We start from the raw sequence: 20,199 nt of genomic DNA on the forward strand, positions 1-20,199 counted from the left end.
GGGTGGGACGGGCCTCTCGGACGGGTCGGACGGCGGGCAACGCCCAAGTTTATTGGGGCTCGGGCGCACAGCCGGAAGGCGAGTACGGGATGCCGTGTGCCGGAGGCCTTGCTTCCGCCGGCGACCGCCCGGAGGCAGGAGAGGTACGCCTGCCCGCCATCGGTCGCGCGCACCCCGCGCAGGGGGCGTACGCATATGCCCATACGCCCCCACACCGTGACCAGCGGAGCGAACCCGCGTTGGTCAAGAAAGAGTTGACCACACCGGACCGCGCCCCACCGCGGCCCGCCCCTTTCTCCTCATCGCCGGTTCGAGAGGCTTGTTCATGGCCGACCACGCAACCCACGACGCCCAGGCCCGGGCCAGCCTGCACTTGCTGGTACGGGACATCGAGCGGGTCCGCCGACAGGTGGACGCGCTCCGCACCCTCACCGCCCAGCTGGGCAACGTCTACCGACCGCGCCGCTCCGGCCCCTCCACGGGCTTCGTCGTCTACGGACGCGCCCCCGCCCCCACGGTCCGCCTCGCCCAGGAGCTGCGGGACAGCGTGGAGACGCTGGTGACCGCGGCGGTGGACTTCGACCGTTCGCTCGGCTTCTCGTGGGACGCGGTGGGCTCCGCGCTCGGCGTCACGAAGCAGGCGGTCCACCGCCGCTACGGCGCACGCCGTGCCGCCGCCCAGACCGCCGCCGCGGAGCCCGAGCGGGCGCCGGAGCCCACGGGCGGCCGCACGGTGAACGTGGGCGCCGGGATCGCCGCGGTCCCGACCGTGCCGGCGGCCCGGTCCATGCCGACCCAGCCGACGGCGGGCAGCCCGTCCCTGCGCGAGGAGGTCCGCCCGACGGCCTTCCCCGGCCCCCGCAACGGCTGACGCCCCACCCCGCCACCCCCTGCCCTCTCGCCCTGCGAGAGGGCAGCCCGTCTCCCCGCTCGGAGCCACTCGGCCCCGGCGGCCACCGGATGGCCCCGACGCCGTCACGCGTCCTCGCCCATGTCCGGCGGGTCGATCCGCACCCCACCCCGGGACGCCCGCGGCCGAAGTGACCGCCCGACGAAGCATGAACGTCCGGCCCGCTCGACCGAGGCCACCCGGCCGACAACGCGGGGCATCCCGGCCGCCGGGAACCCGCCCCTCAGCCGATGTCCGGCGGGTCGATCCGCACCCCCCAGCGAAGTGCCCGCGGCCGCAGGGCCGACGTGACCGACGTGACCGACCGGGCAGCGGCTTCCCGGGCCCGCGTAGCCCACGCCGCCCGCCGACAACGCGGGGCATCCCGGCCGCCGGGAACCCGCCCCTCACCCGATGTCCGGCGGGTCGATCCGCACCCACACGGGGGTGCCCGCGCCGCTTCCCGCGGTCGGGCCGCCCGTGCCCCCGCTGCGGGCCATGCGGGCCGCCTGGGCGGTCTTCAGCGCTGCGGCCAGTGCGGCTCCGCGACCGGGTGGGACACGGATCAGCGCCCGTTCCCAGTGTTCGCCCGGCGGCGGCGCGCCGGGGCGGCGCGGTCGGCCCGCCGGAGTGGGCGGCACGGGAACGGGCCCCAGCACCTCCGCCTCCCGCGGCAGCTCCACCGCGCCCAGGAACGCCGCGACCGCCTCACCCGCCCCCGTCACCGACGCCATCCGCGACACCGGCGGGAAGCCCAGCTCGGCCCGCTCGGCCAGCTCCCGCACGGCGTGGCCGACCGGGTCCCACCGCACCAGCGCCTGCACGGGCCGCAGCGTCGGCTCGGCGACGACGACCACCGTCCCCCCGTCCCCCTGCGGCCGCACCAGCGAGGCCGCCGCGATCCAGCGCCGCAGCGCGTCCTCCCCGGCCCGCAGGTCGGGCCGCCCCAGCATGGCCCAGCCGTCCAACAGCAGCGCGGCCGCGTACCCGCCCTCGGCGACGGGTTCCGCGCCCGGCGTGCTCACCACGAGCGCCGGCGCCCCCGGCACGGTGTCCAGCACATGCTCCCGCCCCGAGGTGCGCACCGGCACCGCCGGGAACGCCCGCCCCAGCTCCTCGGCGGTCCGCCGCGCCCCCACGACCTGGGCCCGCATCCGGAACCCCCCGCACTCCGGGCAGTGCCACGCACCCTCCTCACGCCCGCACCAGCCGCACGCCAGGGCGGTGCCGCCGTCCCGCGCCTCGAGCGGCCCCGAACAGTGCCCGCAGCGCGCCGGTGCCCGGCAGTCCGCGCACGCCAGCCGCGGCACATACCCCCGGCGCGGCACCTGCACCAGCACCGGCCCGTGCCGCAACCCCTCCCGCACGGCCTGCCAGGCGAGCGTCGGCAGCCGGGCGGCGCGCGCGGCCTCGTCCCGGGCGAGGTCCTGATCGCCCACCGTCCGCACCAGCGGAGCCGCACTCCGCACCTGCTCCCGCCCCGCAGCCAGGGGCCGCGCCCACCCGCTCTCGACGAGCTGGGCTCCCTCCACGGTGCAGCTCCAACCCCCCATCAGGAAACCGCACTTGTCCTGCGCGGCGCGCAGCATCAGCACATCGCGGGCGTGCGGCTGCGGAGCGTGCTGCTCGCTGTGGCTGTCGTCGCCGTCGTCCCAGACGGCCACCAGCCCGAGATCGCGCACGGGGGCGAACATGGCGGCCCGCGTCCCGACGACGGCCCGTACGGCCCCGCGTCGCACGGCGAGCCACTCCCGGTACCGCTTCTGCGGCCCGGCGTCGGCGGTCAGCAGCGCGTGCCGCCCCTCGCCCAGCAGGGCGGTGAGCGCGGCGTCCACCCGCGCGGCGGCACGCCCGTCCGGCACGACGACGAGGGCGCCGCGCCCGGAGGCCAGCGTCGCGGCGACGGCCCGCGCGAGCTCCTCGCCCCACTCGGGTCCGGGCAGGGCGTTCCACACGGCCCGTGGGGACGCGCCCGAGGCGAGCGCCTCCAGGAACGCGGGCCCGTGCTCGTAGCGCGCCCAGGTGCCCGTCCCGGGGCTCCTCGGCGGCGGCAGCGGCGCGGGCGAGGGCTGCTGTTCCGCCTTGGCGCTGCGCGGGGGCACCGCGAGCTGCAGCACGTCGGCGAGGCTCCCCGCGTACCGGTCGGCGACGGCCCGCGCCAGCCCGAGCAGTTCCGGGCTCAGCACCGGCTCGGGCGACACCACCTGGGCGAGGGCCGCCAGCGGGCCGGAGTAGTCGGACGCGGCCAGCCGCTCGACGAGGAAACCGTCGATGAGCCCACCGCCCTCGCGCCGCCCCTCGCGCACCCGCCCCCGCCCGGCGCCGAACCGCACCCGCACCCGCACCCCCGGCTGCGCCTCGGCGTCCAGCTCGGCCGGCACCGCATAGTCGAAGTAGCGGTCGAGATGCAGCACACCCTTGTCGACGAGGACCCGCGCGACCGGCAACTCCCCCGCCAGCGCGGCCCCCCGCCAGGTCCGCGGCTTCGCCCGGGGCGCCTTCGCCTTGCGCACGCTCTCCCGGATCAGCGCGAGCTGCTCCGGCGCCGCGGCCTCCCCGGCCCCGCCGCCCCCCTGCCCGTTGTCGCTGCTCACGCTTGCATTCTTACCAAACGGCACCGACAACCACGGCCCCTGCACGCGTCGAGGCCCGGCCCCCTCGAAGGGGACCGGGCCTCGTGCGTCGGTCGGAAGCGGCCAGGACCCGAGGGCCCCGCCTCCCGTGTTACAGACCCGCGGCCTCGCGCAGCGCGTCCACGCGGTCCGTGCGCTCCCAGGTGAACTCGGGAAGCTCACGGCCGAAGTGGCCGTACGCGGCGGTCTGGGCGTAGATCGGGCGCAGCAGGTCGAGGTCGCGGATGATCGCGGCCGGGCGGAGGTCGAAGACCTCGTCGATGGCCTTCTCGATCTTCTCGGGCTCGATGGTGTGCGTGCCGAAGGTCTCGACGAAGAGACCGACCGGCTCGGCCTTGCCGATCGCGTAGGCGACCTGGACCTCGCAGCGCGAGGCGAGACCGGCGGCGACCACGTTCTTGGCGACCCAGCGCATCGCGTAGGCGGCCGAGCGGTCGACCTTGGACGGGTCCTTGCCGGAGAAGGCGCCGCCGCCGTGCCGGGCGAAGCCGCCGTAGGTGTCGATGATGATCTTGCGGCCGGTCAGGCCGGCGTCGCCCATCGGGCCGCCGATCTCGAAGCGGCCGGTGGGGTTGACCAGCAGACGGTAGTTCTCGGTGTCGAGCTTGATGCCCTCACCGAGGAGCGCCTGCAGCTCCGGCTCCACGACGAACTCGCGGATGTCCGGCGTGAGCAGCGAGTCCAGGTCGATGTCGGACGCGTGCTGCGAGGAGACGACGACCGTGTCCAGGCGGACCGCCTTGTCGCCGTCGTACTCGATGGTGACCTGGGTCTTGCCGTCGGGGCGCAGGTAGGGGATGGTCCCGTTCTTGCGGACGTCCGACAGGCGCTTGGACAGGCGGTGCGCCAGGAAGATCGGCAGCGGCATCAGCGTGGGCGTCTCGTCGGACGCGTAGCCGAACATCAGGCCCTGGTCGCCGGCGCCCTGACGGTCCAGCTCGTCCTCGTCGCCCTCGACGCGGGACTCGTACGCCGTGTCGACGCCCTGGGCGATGTCGGGGGACTGCGCACCGATGGACACCGAGACGCCGCAGGAGGCGCCGTCGAAGCCCTTCTTGGAGGAGTCGTAGCCGATCTCGAGGATCTTCTCCCGGACGAGCTGGGGGATCGGCGCGTAGGCCTGGGTGGTGACCTCACCGGCCACGTGTACCAGACCGGTCGTGATCAGGGTCTCGACCGCGACCCGGGAGGTCGGGTCCTCGCGCAGAAGCGCGTCGAGAATGGTGTCGCTGATCTGGTCAGCGATCTTGTCGGGGTGACCCTCGGTCACGGACTCCGAGGTGAACAGGCGACGGGACACAACGCTCCCTGGGGTTGCAGCGGCTGCTGGCTGATCATAGGCGGACACGTCGGGGGCTGCGCCCGGCGTCGTCCGAGAATCAGTTTATCGGTCTGGCTCGTCCGTCGGTCCTGGTGTCTCGCCTCTCGGGAGCACTGTGACCTGCGGCACGCGCATTCTGCACAATGCGGTACGCCCTTGGCCAGGGGGGCACGCCCCGATCACGAAGGTTCCCACCGACGGTGGGGCCATGCGGCGGCGGCGGGAAGATTCACTTGGGGATTCACCCGAGGCGTCGCGCCACCAGGTCCCACACCGTGTCGGCGAGGGCTTCCTTCGGGCCGTGCGGCACGGGCGTCTCGCTGCCGTCGGCGCCCAGCACGACCGCCTCGTTCTCCTCGGCGCCGAAGGTCTTGCGCTCCCCCACCTCGTTCACCACGAGCAGATCGCACCCCTTGCGGCGCAGCTTGGCCCGGCCGTTGGCCAGGACGTCGTCCGTCTCGGCGGCGAAGCCGACGACGACCTGGCCGGGGCGGGCGCGCTCGGCGGAGACCTCCGCGAGGACGTCGGGGTTGCGCACCAGGACGATCGGGTCGGGTTCCTGGCCGTCCTTCTTCTTGATCTTGCCGGCCCGGTAGGCCGCCGGGCGGAAGTCGGCGACGGCCGCCGCCATGACGACCGCGTCGGCGTCCGCGGCGGCCTTCAGGACGGCCTCGCGCAGGTGCACGGCCGTGTCGACGTGCACGACGTCGACGCCCGCCGGGTCGGGCAGGGCGGTGTTCGCCGCGACCAGGGTGACCCGGGCGCCACGGGCAGCGGCGGTGCGGGCGAGGGCGTAGCCCTGCTTGCCGGAAGAGCGGTTGCCGAGGAAGCGCACGGGATCGAGGGGCTCGCGGGTGCCGCCGGCGCTGACGACGACGTGCCGTCCGGCGAGGTCGGGCTCCCGCACCCCCCGGGCGAGGACGCGCCGGCAGACCTCGAAGATCTCGGCCGGGTCGGGCAGCCGCCCCTTGCCGGTGTCGACGCCGGTGAGGCGGCCGACGGCCGGTTCGACGACGACGGCGCCGCGGCGGCGCAGCGTCGCCACGTTCTCCTGGGTGGCCGGGTGCTCCCACATCTCGGTGTGCATAGCGGGCGCGAAGACGACCGGGCAGCGGGCCGTGAGCAGGGTGTTGGTCAGCAGGTCGTCGGCGAGGCCGTGGGCGGCCCTGGCGAGTGTGTCCGCGGTGGCGGGGGCGACGACGACCAGGTCGGCGTGCTGGCCGATGCGGACGTGCGGGACCTCGTGGACGTCGTCCCAGACCTCGGTGGAGACGGGGTTGCCCGAGAGGGCGGACCAGGTGGCGGCGCCCACGAAGTGCAGCGCGGAGGCGGTGGGCACGACCCGGACGTCATGGCCGGACTCCGTCAGTCTGCGCAGCAGCTCACACGCCTTGTAGGCGGCGATGCCACCACTGACTCCCAGTACGACCTTCGGCTTGTCCACCGTCTCTCCCCGGACTCGGCGCCCGCACGCCGTGGCTCCGGCGTGCGGGTCCATGCTGCCATCACGGCGGGGGCTGACCCCCGCCTCCCCCGAGCAGACCACAGGCCCGGCAGAGACGACTGCCGGGCCTGTGGAAAAACCTACTGCGAGCTGAAAATACTACTGAGCCGGGCCTTCGATGGCCTCGGAGGTCAGCAGGCCCGCGTTGATCTCGCGAAGGGCGATCGAGAGCGGCTTCTCGTGGACGTGGGTGTCGACGAGCGGACCGACGTACTCGAGGAGGCCCTCGCCGAGCTGCGAGTAGTACGCGTTGATCTGGCGGGCCCGCTTGGCCGCGTAGATCACGAGGCTGTACTTCGAGTCGGTGGCCTCGAGGAGCTCGTCGATCGGCGGGTTGATGATGCCCTCGGGCGCGGAGATGGAAGAGGACACGCTCTACCTTCCGATGGATGGGAAACGAGGAACGGTGATCACATTCGCGATCACACGCCATCCGTCAAGGCTAGCAGCTCACGCGCCACATCCTCGACGGAGGTGTTGACCAGGGTCTCGTCGAACTCGGGTTCGGCCGCGAGTTCGATCTTCGCCGCGTCCAGCCGGCGTGCGATCACCTCGGGCGGCTCGGTGCCCCGGCCGGTGAGCCGGCGGACCAGCTCCTCCCAGGAGGGAGGGGCCAGGAAGACCAGCTGGGCCTCGGGCATGGACTCGCGGACCTGCCGGGCGCCCTGGAGGTCGATCTCCAGGAGCACGGGCTCGCCTGCCTCCAGCCGCTCCAGCACGGCGGCCCGGGGGGTGCCGTAGCGGTTGCCGGCGAACTCGGCCCACTCCAGCAGCTCGCCGTTGGCGATCAGCTTGTCCATCTCGTCTTCGGTGACGAAGAAGTAGTGGACGCCGTGCCGCTCGCCGGGGCGCGGCTTGCGGGTCGTCGCCGACACCGAGAGCCAGAGCTCGGGGTGCTCCTTGCGCATATGCGCGACGACCGTGCTCTTGCCGACCCCGGAGGGGCCGGAGAGCACGGTCAGCCGCGGACGTGCGTCCGGGGGTACGGGGGACGTCCCCCGGGGTGTTGCAGCCATGCAGCGATTATTCCAGTTGTCACGCGGTGCCCGGGACGGTCCTCCCGAAGCACCCGGGACTCACTTGGCGGTCTCGCCGAACTCGCGCTCCAGGGAGGCGATCTGGTTGGAGCCGAGACCGCGCACGCGGCGGCTCTCGGAGATGCCGAGACGCTCCATGATCTGCTTGGCGCGGACCTTGCCCACGCCGGGGAGCGACTCGAGCAGGGCGGAGACCTTCATCTTGCCGATGACGTCGTTCTCCTGGCCCTGCTTGATGACCTCGTGAAGGGAGGCGCCGGAGTGCTTGAGTCGATTCTTGACCTCGGCCCGCTCCCGGCGAGCCGCGGCGGCCTTTTCGAGCGCGGCTGCGCGCTGTTCGGGGGTAAGGGGCGGAAGAGCCACGCCTACGTCACCTCGGATGTCGAACTGTCGGATACGGACCGGTGAGGAACCTAGTCGCCCCACACCTGGTGAGCGACGAGCAACACGCTCGCCCGTTCACTCTCCGTCGGAGACTAGCGGCCAACTCCGCCGGAGTCAGCGAGAACCAAGGAAAAGTCCTGGTCAGCCTCCGCCAGGACGGACATTCGGGACATAATGTCCCGGATTCGGGGCTGTATTCAGACTCACGGCCCCGGCGGGCCGTCCGACCGAGCCCCCGGTCGGACGGCCGAGGAGGCTCAGACGGCCGTCACGGCGGCGCGGATCTCCTGTGCGAACCGTTCCGCGACGTCACGCAGCGCGACCACGTCGGGCCCGTGGCGCAGCACACCGCGGCTGACGTTCGGGACGACGTTGCGCACCGCCCCGCGGAAGACCCGCGGCAGATCGGCCGGCGTCGCCCCCTGCGCCCCGATGCCGGGCGCGAGCAGCGGGCCGTTGACATCGAGGTCGTACGCGGACAGGTCGCCCAGCGTGGCGCCGACGACCGCGCCGAAGGAGCCGAGGGGCTCCTCCCCCGCGTTCTCGGCGGCCAGGTGCGCCAGCATCGTCGCACCCACGTTCCGGCCGGCGTGGTCCTCCACACGCACCGCGTGCTGCACCTCCCGGCCCTCCGGGTTGGAGGTCAGCGCCAGCACGAACAGTCCGGCGCCGCTCTCCCGCGCCATCGCCACCGCCGGCGAGAGCGAGCCGTAGCCGAGGTACGGCGAGACGGTGAGGGCGTCGGAGAACAGCGGCGCGTCCTTGTGCAGGAAGGCCTCGGCGTAGGCGGCCATGGTCGAGCCGATGTCGCCGCGCTTGGCGTCCATCACGACCAGCGCGCCGGCCGCCCGCGCCTCCTCCACCGACTTCTCCAGCACGGCGACGCCGCGCGAGCCGAAACGTTCGAAGAAGGCGGCCTGCGGCTTCAGGACGGCGACCCGGCCGGCCAGCGCCTCGACCACCGTCCGGCTGAACCGCTCCAGCCCGGCGACGTCGTCGTTCAGGCCCCACTCGGCGAGCAGGGAGGCGTGCGGGTCGATGCCGACGCACAGCGGGCCGCGCTCGTCCATGGCCCGGCGCAGCCGCGCGCCGAAGGGCTCCAGGGTCATACCGTCCTCCTGACGTCGGCGCCGACCGCGTCGGCCAGCGTGGCGTAGGGGCTGGTGCGCAGCCGGGCCGCGAGCCCCTTGTGGATCGCGCGGCCCCAGAAGGGCCCCTCGTAGACGAAGGCGCTGTAGCCCTGGACGAGCGTGGCGCCGGCGAGGATGCGCTGCCAGGCGTCCTCGGCGTTCTCGACGCCCCCGACGCCCACCAGAGTGATCCGGTCGCCCACGCGCGCGTAGAGGCGGCGCAGCACCTCCAGGGAGCGTGCCTTGAGCGGAGCGCCGGACAGGCCGCCGGTCTCCTTGACCAGCGCGGGAGCTGAGGTCAGTCCCAGGCCCTCGCGCGCGATGGTGGTGTTGGTGGCGATGATGCCGTCCAGGCCGAGTTCCACGGCGAGGTCGGCGACCGCGTCGACGTCCTCGTCGGCGAGGTCCGGGGCGATCTTCACCAGCAGCGGCACCCGGCGGGTGGTCACCGTGCGGTCGGCGGCCTCGCGCACGGCGCTCAGCAGGGGGCGCAGGGCCTCGGTGGCCTGGAGGTTGCGCAGTCCGGGGGTGTTGGGCGAGGAGACGTTGACGACCAGGTAGTCGGCGTACGGCGCGAGACGCTCGGTCGACTTCACGTAGTCCCCGACGGCCTCCTCCTCGGGGACGACCTTGGTCTTGCCGATGTTGACGCCCACGACCGTCTTGAAGACCGGCTCGCGGGAGGCGAGGCGGGCGGCGACGGCCAGCGAGCCCTCGTTGTTGAAGCCCATGCGGTTGATCAGCGCACGGTCGGACACCAGCCGGAACAGCCGCTTCCTGGGGTTGCCCGGCTGCGCCTCACCGGTGACCGTGCCGATCTCGACGTGGTCGAAGCCGAGCATCGCCATGCCGTCGATCGCGACCGCGTTCTTGTCGAAGCCGGCGGCGAGCCCGAAGGGGCCGTGCATGCGCAGTCCGAAGGCCTCGGTGCGCAGCTCCCGGTGGCGGGGCGCGAGCGCGGCGGCGACGAAGGTGCGCAGGACGGGGACGCGGGCGGCGAGGCCGATCCAGCGGAAGGCGAGGTGGTGGGCCCGCTCGGGGTCCATCCGCGCGAAGACGAGAGTGAAGAAGATCTTGTACATGATTCCCTCATGAAGAGCCCTCATGACGAGGGGGACACCGTTTCCGGTGTCCCCCTGTGGGCTGCTAGTCGCGGGCCGCGGTCAGGTGTTCCGCGTGTTCCTGGAGCGAACGGACGCCCACGTCGCCGTGGTTGAGGGCGTCGATGCCCTGGACGGCGGCGGCGAGCGCCTGCACCGTCGTCAGGCACGGCACGGAGCGGGCCACGGCCGCCGTGCGGATCTCGTAGCCGTCGAGACGGCCGCCGGTGCCGTAGGGGGTGTTGACGATGAGGTCGACCTCGCCGTCGTGGATGAGCTGCACGATGGTCTTCTCGCCGTTCGGGCCGGTGCCCTCGTACTGCTTGCGCACGACGGTGGCCTTGATGCCGTTGCGCTTGAGGACCTCGGCGGTGCCGGAGGTGGCGAGCAGCTCGAAGCCGTGGGCGACCAGTTCGCGCGCCGGGAAGATCATCGAGCGCTTGTCGCGGTTGGCGACCGAGATGAACGCGCGGCCCTTGGTGGGCAGCGGTCCGTAGGCGCCCGCCTGCGACTTGGCGTACGCCGTGCCGAAGACGGAGTCGATGCCCATGACCTCGCCGGTGGAGCGCATCTCGGGGCCGAGGACGGTGTCGACGCCGCGCCCGGAGGTGTCCCGGAAGCGGGTCCACGGCATCACGGCCTCCTTGACGGAGATCGGCGCGTCCAGCGGCAGTTCGCCGCCGTCGCCGGTCGCCGGGAGGAGCCCCTCGGAGCGCAGTTCGGCGATGGTCGCGCCGAGCGAGATCCGGGCGGCGGCCTTGGCGAGCGGCACCGCGGTCGCCTTGGAGGTGAAGGGAACCGTGCGGGACGCGCGCGGGTTGGCCTCCAGGACGTAGAGGATGTCACCGGCCATCGCGAACTGGATGTTGATCAGGCCGCGCACGCCGACGCCGTGGGCGATGGCCTCGGTGGAGGCGCGCAGGCGCTTGATGTCGAAGCCGCCGAGGGTGATGGGGGGCAGGGCGCACGCCGAGTCGCCGGAGTGGATGCCGGCCTCCTCGATGTGCTCCATGACGCCGCCGAGGTAGAGCTCATCGCCGTCGTAGAGCGCGTCGACGTCGATCTCGATGGCGTCGTCGAGGAAGCGGTCGACGAGGACCGGGCGGGAGGGGCTGATCTCGGTCGACTCGGCGATGTAGGACGAGAGCCGGGTCTCGTCGTAGACGATCTCCATGCCGCGTCCGCCGAGGACGTACGAGGGCCGCACCAGGACCGGGTAGCCGATCTCGTCGGCGATGGCCTTGGCCTCGGCGAAGGTGGTGGCCGTGCCGTGCTTGGGGGCCGGCAGGCCCGCCTCGGCGAGGACCCGGCCGAAGGCACCGCGGTCCTCGGCGGCGTGGATCGCCTCGGGCGAGGTGCCGACGATCGGCACGCCGTTGTCCTTGAGCGCCTGCGCCAGGCCCAGCGGGGTCTGGCCGCCGAGCTGGACGACGACGCCGGCGATCGGGCCGGCCTGCGCCTCCGCGTGCACGATCTCCAGCACGTCTTCGAGCGTCAGCGGCTCGAAGTACAGGCGGTCGGAGGTGTCGTAGTCGGTGGAGACGGTCTCCGGGTTGCAGTTGACCATCACGGTCTCGTACCCGGCGTCGGACAGCGCGAAGGAGGCGTGGACGCAGGAGTAGTCGAACTCGATGCCCTGGCCGATGCGGTTGGGGCCGGAGCCCAGGATGATGACGGCCGGCTTCTCGCGCGGGGCGACCTCGCTCTCCTCGTCGTAGGAGGAGTAGAAGTACGGGGTCTTCGCGGCGAACTCGGCGGCACAGGTGTCGACCGTCTTGTAGACGGGGCGGACGCCCAGGGCGTGCCGCACCTCGCGCACGACGTCCTCGCGCAGCCCGCGGATCTCGGCGATCTGCTGGTCGGAGAAGCCGTGCCGCTTGGCCTCGCCGAGCAGGTCGGCGTCGAGGCGGTCGGCGGCGGCCAGCTCGTCGGCGATCTCCTTGATCAGGAAGAGCTGGTCGACGAACCAGGGGTCGATCTTCGTGTACTCGAAGACCTCCTCGGACGTGGCCCCGGCACGGATGGCCTGCATGACGGTGTTGATGCGGCCGTCGGTGGGGCGGACCGCCTCTTCGAGCAGCGCGGTCTTGTCGCCGGGCTCGCCCACGAAGGTGAACTGGCTGCCCTTCTTCTCCAGCGAGCGCAGCGCCTTCTGGAAGGCCTCGGTGAAGTTGCGGCCGATGGCCATGGCCTCGCCGACCGACTTCATGGTGGTGGTCAGCGTGGAGTCGGCGGAGGGGAACTTCTCGAAGGCGAACCGGGGGGCCTTGACGACCACGTAGTCGAGCGTGGGCTCGAAGGAGGCCGGGGTCTCCTGGGTGATGTCATTGGGGATCTCGTCGAGGGTGTAGCCGACGGCGAGCTTGGCGGCGATCTTGGCGATCGGGAAGCCGGTCGCCTTGGAGGCCAGGGCCGAGGAACGCGAGACGCGCGGGTTCATCTCGATGACGATGACCCGGCCGTCCTCGGGGTTCACCGCGAACTGGATGTTGCAGCCGCCGGTGTCGACGCCGACCTCGCGGATCACGGCGATGCCGACGTCGCGCAGGATCTGGTACTCGCGGTCGGTGAGCGTCATCGCCGGGGCGACGGTGATCGAGTCGCCGGTGTGCACGCCCATCGGGTCGAAGTTCTCGATGGAGCAGACGACTACGACGTTGTCGTTCTTGTCGCGCATCAGCTCCAGCTCGTACTCCTTCCAGCCGAGGATGGACTCCTCCAGGAGCACCTCGGTGGTCGGGGAGAGCGTGAGGCCCTGGCCGGCGATGCGGCGCAGCTCCTCCTCGTCGTGGGCGAAGCCGGAGCCGGCGCCGCCCATGGTGAAGGAGGGGCGCACGACGACCGGGTAGCCGCCGAGCGTGTCGACGCCGGCGATGACCTCGTCCATGGTGTGGCAGATGACCGAGCGGGCGGACTCGCCGTGGCCGATCTTGCGGCGGACCTCCTCGACGACCTCCTTGAACAGGTCGCGGTCCTCGCCCTTGTTGATGGCCTCGACGTTGGCGCCGATCAACTCGACGCCGTGCTTGTCCAGGACGCCGCTCTCGGCGAGGGAGATCGCCGTGTTGAGGGCCGTCTGGCCGCCCAGGGTGGGCAGCAGGGCGTCGGGGCGCTCCTTGGCGATGATCTTCTCGACGAACTCGGGGGTGATCGGCTCGACGTAGGTGGCGTCGGCGATCTCCGGGTCGGTCATGATCGTCGCCGGGTTGGAGTTCACGAGGATGACCCTGAGGCCCTCGGACTTCAGCACCCGGCACGCCTGGGTTCCGGAGTAGTCGAACTCGGCGGCCTGGCCGATGACGATCGGGCCGGAGCCGATGACCAGGACGGACTGGATATCGGTGCGCTTAGGCACGCTGGCCCTCCATCAGGGAAACGAAGCGGTCGAACAGGTAGGCGGCGTCGTGCGGGCCGGCGGCGGCTTCGGGGTGGTACTGGACGGAGAAGGCCGGCTGGTCGAGGAGCTGAAGGCCCTCCACCACGTCGTCGTTCAGGCAGACGTGGGAGACCTCGGCGCGGCCGAACTTCGTCTCGCTGACCTGGTCGAGCGGCGCGTCCACGGCGAAGCCGTGGTTGTGGGCGGTGACCTCGACCTTGCCGGTCGTACGGTCCTGCACCGGCTGGTTGATGCCGCGGTGGCCGTACTTCAGCTTGTAGGTGCCGAAGCCGAGGGCGCGGCCGAGGATCTGGTTGCCGAAGCAGATGCCGAACAGGGGCGTCCTGCGCTCCAGCACCTCGGTCATCAGCGCTACGGGGCCGTCCGCGGTGGCCGGGTCGCCGGGGCCGTTGGAGAAGAACACGCCGTCGGGGCGCACGGCGTACACCTCGTCCGCGGTGGCCGTGGCGGGCAGCACGTGCACCTCGATGCCGCGCTCGGCCATGCGGTGCGGGGTCATGCCCTTGATGCCCAGGTCGATGGCGGCGACCGTGAACCGCTTCTCGCCGACCGCGGGGACGACGTACGCCTCCTGGGTGGCGACCTCCTCGTAGAGGCTCGCGCCCTTCATCTGCGGCTGGGCCTGCACGCGTGCGACGAGGTCGGCCTCGGCGGCGATCGCCTCGCCGGAGAAGATCCCGGCGCGCATGGAGCCGCGCTCGCGCAGGTGGCGGGTGAGGGCGCGGGTGTCGATGCCGGAGATGCCGACCACGTTCTGTGCGACCAGCTCGTCGTCGAGGGACCGCTTGGCCCGCCAGTTGGACGGCACGCGCGCGGGGTCGCGCACGACGTAGCCGGAGACCCAGATGCGGCGGGACTCGTCGTCCTCGTCGTTCCAGCCGGTGTTGCCGATCTGCGGGGCGGTGGCGACGACGATCTGCCGGTCGTACGACGGGTCGGTCAGGGTCTCCTGGTAGCCGGTCATGCCGGTGGAGAACACCGCCTCGCCGAAGGTCTCCCCCACGGCCCCGTAGGCGCGGCCGCGGAAGATCCGGCCGTCCTCCAGGACGAGTACGGCGGGGACCTTCGAGGTCCCCCTGGTGGAGGTCGTCATCGTGCGCCTTCCGTCGTGTTGTTCTTGGTCATTGAGTTGATGGCGTCGACCCATGTGCGGTGCTCGGCCGCGTGGTCGGACCGGAAGCCGGAGTCGATCAGCCGGTCGCCGTGCGCCCAGGTCACCACGAGCAGTCCGCCCTCGGTGAGGACCTTGCCGGCGATGCCCTTGCCGAGGACGGCCTCGCGCAGCGCGGCGGCCGGGATGAAGAAGTCGGTCGCGCCGGGGCGGACGACGTCCAGGCCCGCGTCCGTCAGGGTGAGCTCGGCGCGGCTGCGGGTGCCGAGGCCGTGCGCCACGATGCGGTCGAGCCACTGCCCCGCGGTGGTGGAGCCGTGGTAGCGGCCGCTCATCGTCAGCCGCGCCGGAGCCGGGTCGTCCGGCGCGGCCGGCAGCTCGGGCAGGTCGCCCTGGAGCGTGCCGCGCCACTTCCAGCCCTCGCGCATCAGCCAGTAGACGAGCGCGACGAACAGGGCGAGGCCGACGACCCAGCCGGCGCGGGCGGCCCAGTCGGTCACTTCGGCCGACTCCTTGTCGGCCGCCAGCAGGATCACAGGTGTCACGTGAGCTTCCCGTCGACGAGGGTGGCCTTGCCCCGCAGCCAGGTGTGCGTGACACGGCCCGGCAGCTCGCGCCCCTCGTAGGGGGTGTTGCGGCTGCGCGAGGCGAAGCCCGCGGGGTCCACCTGTCCACGGTATGCCGAGTCGACGAGCGTGAGGTTGGCGGGCTCACCTGCCGAGACGGGACGCCCGTGGCCGTCGGCCCGGCCGATGCGCGCGGGCGCGAAGGACATGCGGTCGGCGACCTGGGCCCAGTCCAGCAGGCCCGTGTCGACCATCGTCTCCTGGACCACCGACAGCGCGGTCTCCAGGCCGACCATGCCCATGGCGGCCGCGGCCCACTCGCAGTCCTTGTCCTCGTGCGGGTGCGGGGCGTGGTCGGTGGCGACGATGTCGATGGTGCCGTCGGCGAGCGCCTCGCGCAGGGCGTGCACGTCACGCTCGGTGCGCAGCGGCGGGTTGACCTTGTAGACGGGGTTGTAGGAGCGCACCAGCTCATCCGTGAGGAGGAGGTGGTGCGGGGTGACCTCGGCGGTGACGTCGATGCCGCGGGACTTGGCCCAGCGGACGATCTCGACCGAGCCGGCGGTGGACAGGTGGCAGATGTGGACGCGGGAGCCGACGTGCTCGGCGAGCAGCACGTCCCGGGCGATGATCGACTCCTCGGCGACCGCGGGCCAGCCCCCGAGTCCGAGTTCGGCGGAGACGACGCCCTCGTTCATCTGGGCGCCCTCGGTCAGCCGCGGCTCCTGCGCGTGCTGGGCGACGACGCCGCCGAAGGCCTTCACGTACTCCAGCGCGCGGCGCATGATCACGGCGTCATCGACGCACTTGCCGTCGTCGGAGAAGACGGTGACCCCGGCGGCCGACTCGTGCATGGCGCCGAGCTCGGCGAGTTTGCGGCCCTCCAGGCCGACGGTGACGGCGCCGATGGGCTGTACGTCGCAGTAGCCGTGCTCCTTGCCGAGCCGGTAGACCTGCTCGACCACGCCGGCGGTGTCGGCGACGGGGAAGGTGTTGGCCATGGCGAACACGGCGGTGTAGCCGCCGGAGGCGGCGGCGCGGGTGCCGGTGAGGACGGTCTCGGAGTCCTCGCGGCCGGGCTCGCGCAGATGGGTGTGCAGGTCGACCAGGCCCGGCAGCAGCACCTTGCCCGCTGCCTCGACGACTTCCGCGCCCTCGTCGGACAAGCCGGTCCCGACGGCCGCGACGACCTCGCCGTCGATCAGGACGTCCTGCGGCTCGCCGCCGAGCACCTTCGCACCACGGATCAGGATCTTGCTCATGGTCGCTTACTTCTCCTCGGTGGAAGCGGTGGTACGGGCGTGGCTGACGGCGGGTTCGTTGCCGCCCAGGAGCAGGTACAGGACGGCCATGCGGATGGACACCCCGTTGGCGACCTGTTCGACGACGGTGCACCGGTCGGAGTCGGCGACCTCGGCGGTGATCTCCATGCCCCGGACCATCGGACCGGGGTGCATCACGATCGCGTGCTCGGGCATCCGCGCCATGCGGTCGCCGTCGAGGCCGTAGCGGCGGGAGTACTCGCGCTCGGTCGGGAAGAACGCCGCGTTCATCCGCTCGCGCTGGACGCGCAGCATCATCACCGCGTCGGACTTGGACAGCGTGCTGTCGAGGTCGTACGACACCTCGCAGGGCCAGGTCTCGACGCCGACGGGCACCAGGGTGGGCGGGGCGACGAGGGTGACCTCGGCGCCGAGGGTGTGCAGCAGGTCGACGTTGGAGCGGGCGACCCGGCTGTGCAGGACGTCGCCGACGAGGGTGATGCGCCGGCCGGACAGGTCCTGGCCGAGGCCGGCGTCCCGTCCGACGAGCCGGCGGCGCATGGTGAAAGCGTCCAGCAGGGCCTGGGTGGGGTGCTGGTGGGTGCCGTCGCCGGCGTTGATGACGGCCGCGTCGATCCAGCCGGAGTTGGCCAGGCGGTAGGGGGCCCCGGACGCGCCGTGCCGGATGACGACGGCGTCGACGCCCATGGCCTCCAGCGTCTGGGCGGTGTCCTTCAGGGATTCACCCTTGGAGACGCTGGAGCCTTTGGCGGTGAAGTTGATGACGTCGGCGGAGAGGCGCTTCTCGGCGGCCTCGAAGGAGATCCGGGTGCGGGTGGAGTCCTCGAAGAAGAGGTTGACCACGGTGCGGCCGCGCAGGGTCGGCAGCTTCTTGATGGGCCGGTCGGCGACCCGGGCCATCTCCTCGGCGGTGTCGAGGATGTGGACGGCGTCGTCGCGGGTGAGGTCGGCGGCCGAGATGAGATGACGCTGCATCTGTCAGGCTCCGTTGAAGACAAGTGAGGACAAATGAGACAGGGGGGAGTTTTCGGGCATGCGAGCGCGCGGAGGCGCGCACGGGATGCCGTACGCCGGACAGCTACTGCTGCGCGCCCGGGGCGGTCTGCTTCGCACCGAGCAGCACGGTGTCGCGACCGTCCTCCTCGGCGAGCTGGACCTTGACCGTCTCCCGCAGCGACGTGGGGAGGTTCTTGCCGACGTAGTCGGCGCGGATGGGCAGTTCGCGGTGGCCGCGGTCGACCAGGACCGCGAGCTGCACCGCGCGCGGGCGCCCGATGTCGTTCAGGGCGTCGAGGGCGGCGCGGATGGTGCGGCCGGAGAAGAGCACGTCGTCGACGAGGACGACCAGCTTGCCGTCGATGCCGTCACCGGGGATCTCGGTGCGGGCCAGCGCGCGCGGCGGATGCATGCGCAGGTCGTCCCGGTACATGGTGATGTCGAGCGAGCCGACCGGGATCTTCCGCTCGGTGATCTGCTCCAGCTTGGCGGCGAGCCGGCGGCCGAGGAAGACGCCCCGGGTCGGGATGCCGAGGAGCACCACGTCGTCGGCGCCCTTGGCGCGTTCGACGATCTCGTGGGCGATACGGGTCAGCACCCGTGCGATGTCAGGGCCTTCGAGGACGGGCCTCGCCTCTGACGCTTGCGTGTCCTGCTGCTTGTCCATACGAAACGGACCCCCTTCTCCGCCTCACGGGACGGACCTTAAAGGACGTCGGATTTGCGCCATCCACCGTACCAGGCCCCGGGGACGCCCCCGATCACCCCCTTGGCGTAATCGGCCATCGATACCACGGAAGCGTCGGGGTGGACCATTCGGCTTGACGCAGAAGAATCACGCTGCGTAACCTCACAGTGAGTTACCAACCGCGCGGCATGGAAACCAAGCTCCAGTCGCGTCGACCCAGTGCCGGGAGCCATATGTCCAGCGAATACGCCAAACAGCTCGGGGCCAAGCTCCGGGCGATCCGCACCCAGCAGGGCCTTTCCCTCCACGGTGTCGAGGAGAAGTCCCAGGGACGCTGGAAGGCGGTCGTGGTCGGGTCCTACGAGCGCGGCGACCGCGCCGTGACCGTGCAGCGGCTCGCGGAGCTGGCCGATTTCTACGGCGTCCCCGTGCAGGAGCTCCTTCCCGGCACCACCCCGGGCGGCGCGGCGGAGCCCCCGCCGAAGCTGGTCCTGGACCTGGAGCGGCTGGCCCACGTGCCGGTGGAGAAGGCCGGCCCCCTTCAGCGGTACGCGGCGACGATCCAGTCCCAGCGCGGTGACTACAACGGCAAGGTGCTCTCGATCCGCCAGGACGACCTGCGCACGCTCGCCGTCATCTACGACCAGTCGCCCTCGGTCCTCACCGAGCAGCTGATCAGCTGGGGCGTCCTGGACGCGGACGCGCGTCGCGCCGTCGCCCACGAGGAGGGCTGAGCCCCAGGGGGCCCAGCAGAAACGTACCGCCGGGGTGGCCGGAACCTGATGGTTCCGGCCACCCCGGCGGTTTTCGTGTGACGGTCGCACGCTTCTCGCATGAGCTGCGGCCGGGCGCGGTCCTCCGCGCCCCCGTGTCCAGTCCTGTGACCGGAAAGGTTTACCGGGAAGCTCGCGGCGTCCGGTGCCGGGGGTACCTCCCACGCCTTTCAGGCAGTGGGGGAGCATCGCGAGGCGGAGCATCGCCCGCGCACTGGACGTACTCGGGTGATGCGACAACGCGGCGGTGGGGGCCCCTCCCGCGCGAGCGAAGCCGAGCGGGAGGGGAGCCGTGCCGGGCGTCGCGAGCCGGTGAACCTTTCCGGTCGCAGCACTAGCCTCTGCGGAGGGTCGGCTTGAGCTCCTTCAGACGGCCGAGGAGGCCGTTGACGAACGAGGGCGACTCGTCCGTGGAGAACTCCTTCGCCAGCTGCACCATCTCGTCGAGGACGACGGCGTCCGGCGTCTCGTCGACCCAGACCAGCTCGTAGGCGCCGAGCCGCAGGATGTTGCGGTCGACGACCGGCATCCGGTCCAGCGTCCAGCCGACCGAGTACTGGGCGATCAGCTCGTCGATGCGCTTGGCCTGCTCGGCGTAGCCCTCGACCAGCTGCATCGTGTACTCGCTCACCGGTGGCTGCCGGGTGTCGGCCCGGGAGAGCCGGATCCAGTCCGCGAGGACGGTCAGGACGTCGACGCCACGCTGGTCGCCCTCGAAGAGGATCTGGAAGGCGCGCTTGCGGGCCGTGTTGCGGGCGGCCACGGTTAGCTGTTCACCCGGCCGAGGTAGTCGCTCGTGCGGGTGTCGACCTTGATCTTCTCACCGGTGGTGATGAAGAGCGGGACCTGGATCTGGTGGCCGGTCTCCAGGGTGGCGGGCTTGGTGCCGCCGGTGGAGCGGTCGCCCTGGACGCCCGGCTCGGTCTCCTGGACGACCAGCTCGACGGCGGCGGGCAGCTCGACGAAGAGCACCTCGCCCTCGTGCTGGGCGACGGTGGCGGTGAAGCCCTCGATCAGGAAGTTGGCGGCGTCGCCGACGGCCTTGCGGTCGACCATCAGCTGGTCGTAGGTCTCCATGTCCATGAAGACGAAGTACTCGCCGTCCATGTACGAGAACTGCATGTCGCGCTTGTCGACAGTGGCCGTCTCGACCTTGACGCCGGCGTTGAACGTCTTGTCGACGACCTTGCCGGAGAGCACGTTCTTGAGCTTGGTGCGCACGAAGGCCGGGCCCTTGCCGGGCTTGACGTGCTGGAACTCGACGACGGACCAGAGCTGGCCGCCTTCGAGCTTGAGCACCAGGCCGTTCTTGAGGTCGTTCGTGGAAGCCACGGTTGCGGAATCTCCTGGACTGACGTGGACGACCCCGGGCCACGCGTCCAGCCGA

General features: G+C 71.8%; 18 protein-coding genes. 2 read left to right on the forward strand and 16 right to left on the reverse strand.

The window, feature by feature from the left end; translation table 11 throughout:
• Nucleotides 1-325 precede the first annotated feature (325 nt).
• On the forward strand, nt 326-871 hold the full coding sequence (locus tag ACIOC0_RS23305) for a hypothetical protein (RefSeq protein ID WP_130444544.1): 546 nt from the start codon (nt 326-328) through the stop codon (nt 869-871).
• Between the two features lie 425 nt (nt 872-1,296).
• Here the strand turns inward: ACIOC0_RS23305 and ACIOC0_RS23310 are convergent, their stop codons facing one another.
• The 14 genes from ACIOC0_RS23310 to pyrR form a co-directional block, all read right to left on the reverse strand.
• Nucleotides 1,297-3,483: a primosomal protein N' gene (locus ACIOC0_RS23310; protein WP_402157261.1), complete on the reverse strand. Its 2,187-nt coding sequence runs from the start codon at nt 3,481-3,483 to the stop codon at nt 1,297-1,299.
• 130 nt (nt 3,484-3,613) lie between these two features.
• The gene (gene metK, locus ACIOC0_RS23315; protein WP_351097332.1) at nt 3,614-4,822 is read right to left on the reverse strand and encodes a methionine adenosyltransferase; all 1,209 of its coding nucleotides are present in this window, start codon (nt 4,820-4,822) and stop codon (nt 3,614-3,616) included.
• A gap of 262 nt (nt 4,823-5,084) precedes the next feature.
• The gene (gene coaBC / locus ACIOC0_RS23320) at nt 5,085-6,287 is read right to left on the reverse strand and encodes a bifunctional phosphopantothenoylcysteine decarboxylase/phosphopantothenate--cysteine ligase CoaBC (RefSeq protein ID WP_402157263.1); all 1,203 of its coding nucleotides are present in this window, start codon (nt 6,285-6,287) and stop codon (nt 5,085-5,087) included.
• Between the two features lie 159 nt (nt 6,288-6,446).
• The gene (gene rpoZ / locus ACIOC0_RS23325; RefSeq protein ID WP_003977348.1) at nt 6,447-6,719 is read right to left on the reverse strand and encodes a DNA-directed RNA polymerase subunit omega; all 273 of its coding nucleotides are present in this window, start codon (nt 6,717-6,719) and stop codon (nt 6,447-6,449) included.
• 50 nt (nt 6,720-6,769) lie between these two features.
• On the reverse strand, nt 6,770-7,363 hold the full coding sequence (gmk, locus tag ACIOC0_RS23330) for a guanylate kinase (protein WP_402157265.1): 594 nt from the start codon (nt 7,361-7,363) through the stop codon (nt 6,770-6,772).
• Between the two features lie 60 nt (nt 7,364-7,423).
• A complete protein-coding gene (locus ACIOC0_RS23335; RefSeq protein WP_130444535.1) occupies nt 7,424-7,747 on the reverse strand; it encodes an integration host factor in 324 nt (107 codons plus the stop codon).
• 278 nt (nt 7,748-8,025) lie between these two features.
• Entirely contained in the window at nt 8,026-8,877 is an 852-nt protein-coding gene (gene pyrF / locus ACIOC0_RS23340) for an orotidine-5'-phosphate decarboxylase (RefSeq protein WP_389039819.1), read from the reverse strand.
• Nucleotides 8,874-9,980 carry a quinone-dependent dihydroorotate dehydrogenase gene (locus tag ACIOC0_RS23345; RefSeq protein WP_402157267.1) on the reverse strand — a complete coding sequence of 369 codons (1,107 nt, stop codon included), beginning with the start codon at nt 9,978-9,980 and terminating at the stop codon, nt 8,874-8,876. The genes pyrF and ACIOC0_RS23345 overlap by 4 nt, the downstream gene beginning before the upstream one ends.
• A 64-nt stretch (nt 9,981-10,044) precedes the next feature.
• A complete protein-coding gene (carB, locus tag ACIOC0_RS23350; RefSeq protein WP_402157270.1) occupies nt 10,045-13,353 on the reverse strand; it encodes a carbamoyl-phosphate synthase large subunit in 3,309 nt (1,102 codons plus the stop codon).
• Nucleotides 13,346-14,488 (reverse strand): glutamine-hydrolyzing carbamoyl-phosphate synthase small subunit, encoded by a 1,143-nt coding sequence (carA, locus tag ACIOC0_RS23355; RefSeq protein WP_130444529.1) that lies wholly within the window; start codon nt 14,486-14,488, stop codon nt 13,346-13,348. Before carA ends, carB begins: the two co-directional genes overlap by 8 nt.
• A complete protein-coding gene (locus ACIOC0_RS23360) occupies nt 14,485-15,051 on the reverse strand; it encodes a hypothetical protein (protein ID WP_402157271.1) in 567 nt (188 codons plus the stop codon). The genes carA and ACIOC0_RS23360 overlap by 4 nt, the downstream gene beginning before the upstream one ends.
• On the reverse strand, nt 15,048-16,334 hold the full coding sequence (locus ACIOC0_RS23365) for a dihydroorotase (RefSeq protein WP_402157273.1): 1,287 nt from the start codon (nt 16,332-16,334) through the stop codon (nt 15,048-15,050). Before ACIOC0_RS23365 ends, ACIOC0_RS23360 begins: the two co-directional genes overlap by 4 nt.
• A gap of 6 nt (nt 16,335-16,340) precedes the next feature.
• The gene (locus ACIOC0_RS23370; RefSeq protein WP_402157275.1) at nt 16,341-17,330 is read right to left on the reverse strand and encodes an aspartate carbamoyltransferase catalytic subunit; all 990 of its coding nucleotides are present in this window, start codon (nt 17,328-17,330) and stop codon (nt 16,341-16,343) included.
• 103 nt (nt 17,331-17,433) lie between these two features.
• Nucleotides 17,434-18,018, reverse strand: coding sequence for a bifunctional pyr operon transcriptional regulator/uracil phosphoribosyltransferase PyrR (gene pyrR, locus ACIOC0_RS23375; protein WP_130444521.1), 585 nt, complete (start codon nt 18,016-18,018; stop codon nt 17,434-17,436).
• A 254-nt stretch (nt 18,019-18,272) separates the two neighbouring features.
• Between pyrR and bldD the strand changes: the two genes are divergently transcribed.
• Nucleotides 18,273-18,773, forward strand: coding sequence for a transcriptional regulator BldD (gene bldD / locus ACIOC0_RS23380; protein ID WP_187750771.1), 501 nt, complete (start codon nt 18,273-18,275; stop codon nt 18,771-18,773).
• A gap of 373 nt (nt 18,774-19,146) precedes the next feature.
• Here the strand turns inward: bldD and nusB are convergent, their stop codons facing one another.
• Together nusB and efp are read right to left on the reverse strand one after the other, a co-directional pair.
• On the reverse strand, nt 19,147-19,575 hold the full coding sequence (gene nusB, locus ACIOC0_RS23385) for a transcription antitermination factor NusB (RefSeq protein ID WP_130444519.1): 429 nt from the start codon (nt 19,573-19,575) through the stop codon (nt 19,147-19,149).
• Between the two features lie 2 nt (nt 19,576-19,577).
• Nucleotides 19,578-20,144 (reverse strand): elongation factor P, encoded by a 567-nt coding sequence (gene efp, locus ACIOC0_RS23390; RefSeq protein ID WP_037742222.1) that lies wholly within the window; start codon nt 20,142-20,144, stop codon nt 19,578-19,580.
• Nucleotides 20,145-20,199: the final 55 nt, after the last annotated feature.

Origin of the sequence: Streptomyces sp. NPDC088254, from assembly GCF_044740925.1 — a bacterium.
In the GTDB taxonomy this organism is placed as follows: domain Bacteria; phylum Actinomycetota; class Actinomycetes; order Streptomycetales; family Streptomycetaceae; genus Streptomyces.

Bases quoted from the DNA above. Each gene is read 5' to 3' on its own strand.
- ACIOC0_RS23305 (WP_130444544.1), top strand. From the start codon at position 326: ATGGCCGACCACGCAACCCACGACGCCCAGGCCCGGGCCAGCCTGCAC.
- gmk (WP_402157265.1), bottom strand. From the start codon at position 7,363: ATGGCTGCAACACCCCGGGGGACGTCCCCCGTACCCCCGGACGCACGT.
- pyrF (WP_389039819.1), bottom strand. From the start codon at position 8,877: ATGACCCTGGAGCCCTTCGGCGCGCGGCTGCGCCGGGCCATGGACGAG.
- ACIOC0_RS23345 (WP_402157267.1), bottom strand. From the start codon at position 9,980: ATGTACAAGATCTTCTTCACTCTCGTCTTCGCGCGGATGGACCCCGAG.
- carA (WP_130444529.1), bottom strand. From the start codon at position 14,488: ATGACGACCTCCACCAGGGGGACCTCGAAGGTCCCCGCCGTACTCGTC.
- ACIOC0_RS23365 (WP_402157273.1), bottom strand. From the start codon at position 16,334: ATGAGCAAGATCCTGATCCGTGGTGCGAAGGTGCTCGGCGGCGAGCCG.
- ACIOC0_RS23370 (WP_402157275.1), bottom strand. From the start codon at position 17,330: ATGCAGCGTCATCTCATCTCGGCCGCCGACCTCACCCGCGACGACGCC.
- pyrR (WP_130444521.1), bottom strand. From the start codon at position 18,018: ATGGACAAGCAGCAGGACACGCAAGCGTCAGAGGCGAGGCCCGTCCTC.
- bldD (WP_187750771.1), top strand. From the start codon at position 18,273: ATGTCCAGCGAATACGCCAAACAGCTCGGGGCCAAGCTCCGGGCGATC.